This window comes from Haloferax profundi, from assembly GCF_001469865.1.
Taxonomy (GTDB): domain Archaea; phylum Halobacteriota; class Halobacteria; order Halobacteriales; family Haloferacaceae; genus Haloferax; species Haloferax profundi.
Genome location: NZ_LOPV01000240.1, coordinates 1 through 269 on the forward strand (window position 1 = coordinate 1; position 269 = coordinate 269).

The window sequence follows — 269 nt, forward strand, 5'->3', positions numbered from 1 at the left end:
CGCTGGTAAAAATTGACGGCGATGGCTGGTCCGCTGGTTGTCTGCTATCTGGTGTTGTTTCGGTGTTATTCTTCGTCGGAGACGATCTGGAACCGGTGTCCATCAGGATCACGGAAATTCGTGATGTCACGTCCCGTCTTGTCGACGTGATATGGACCAACCAGCGAGTCGACGTCTGCATCGTCGAGTTCTTCGGTGATCCCTTCGATGTCGTCGACTGCGAAAGCGATGTGGTTGATTCCCGGTGTTTCTTCTCCAGAGACCGTGTG

The 269-nt window shown here is 53.5% G+C and carries 1 protein-coding gene; it reads right to left on the reverse strand.

Going from position 1 to position 269, the window contains the following annotated elements; all coding sequences use genetic code 11:
- Positions 1 to 65: 65 nt before the first annotated feature.
- The coding region (locus AUR66_RS11495) for a VOC family protein (protein ID WP_197409753.1) at positions 66 to 269 on the reverse strand (204 nt) is incomplete at its 5' end.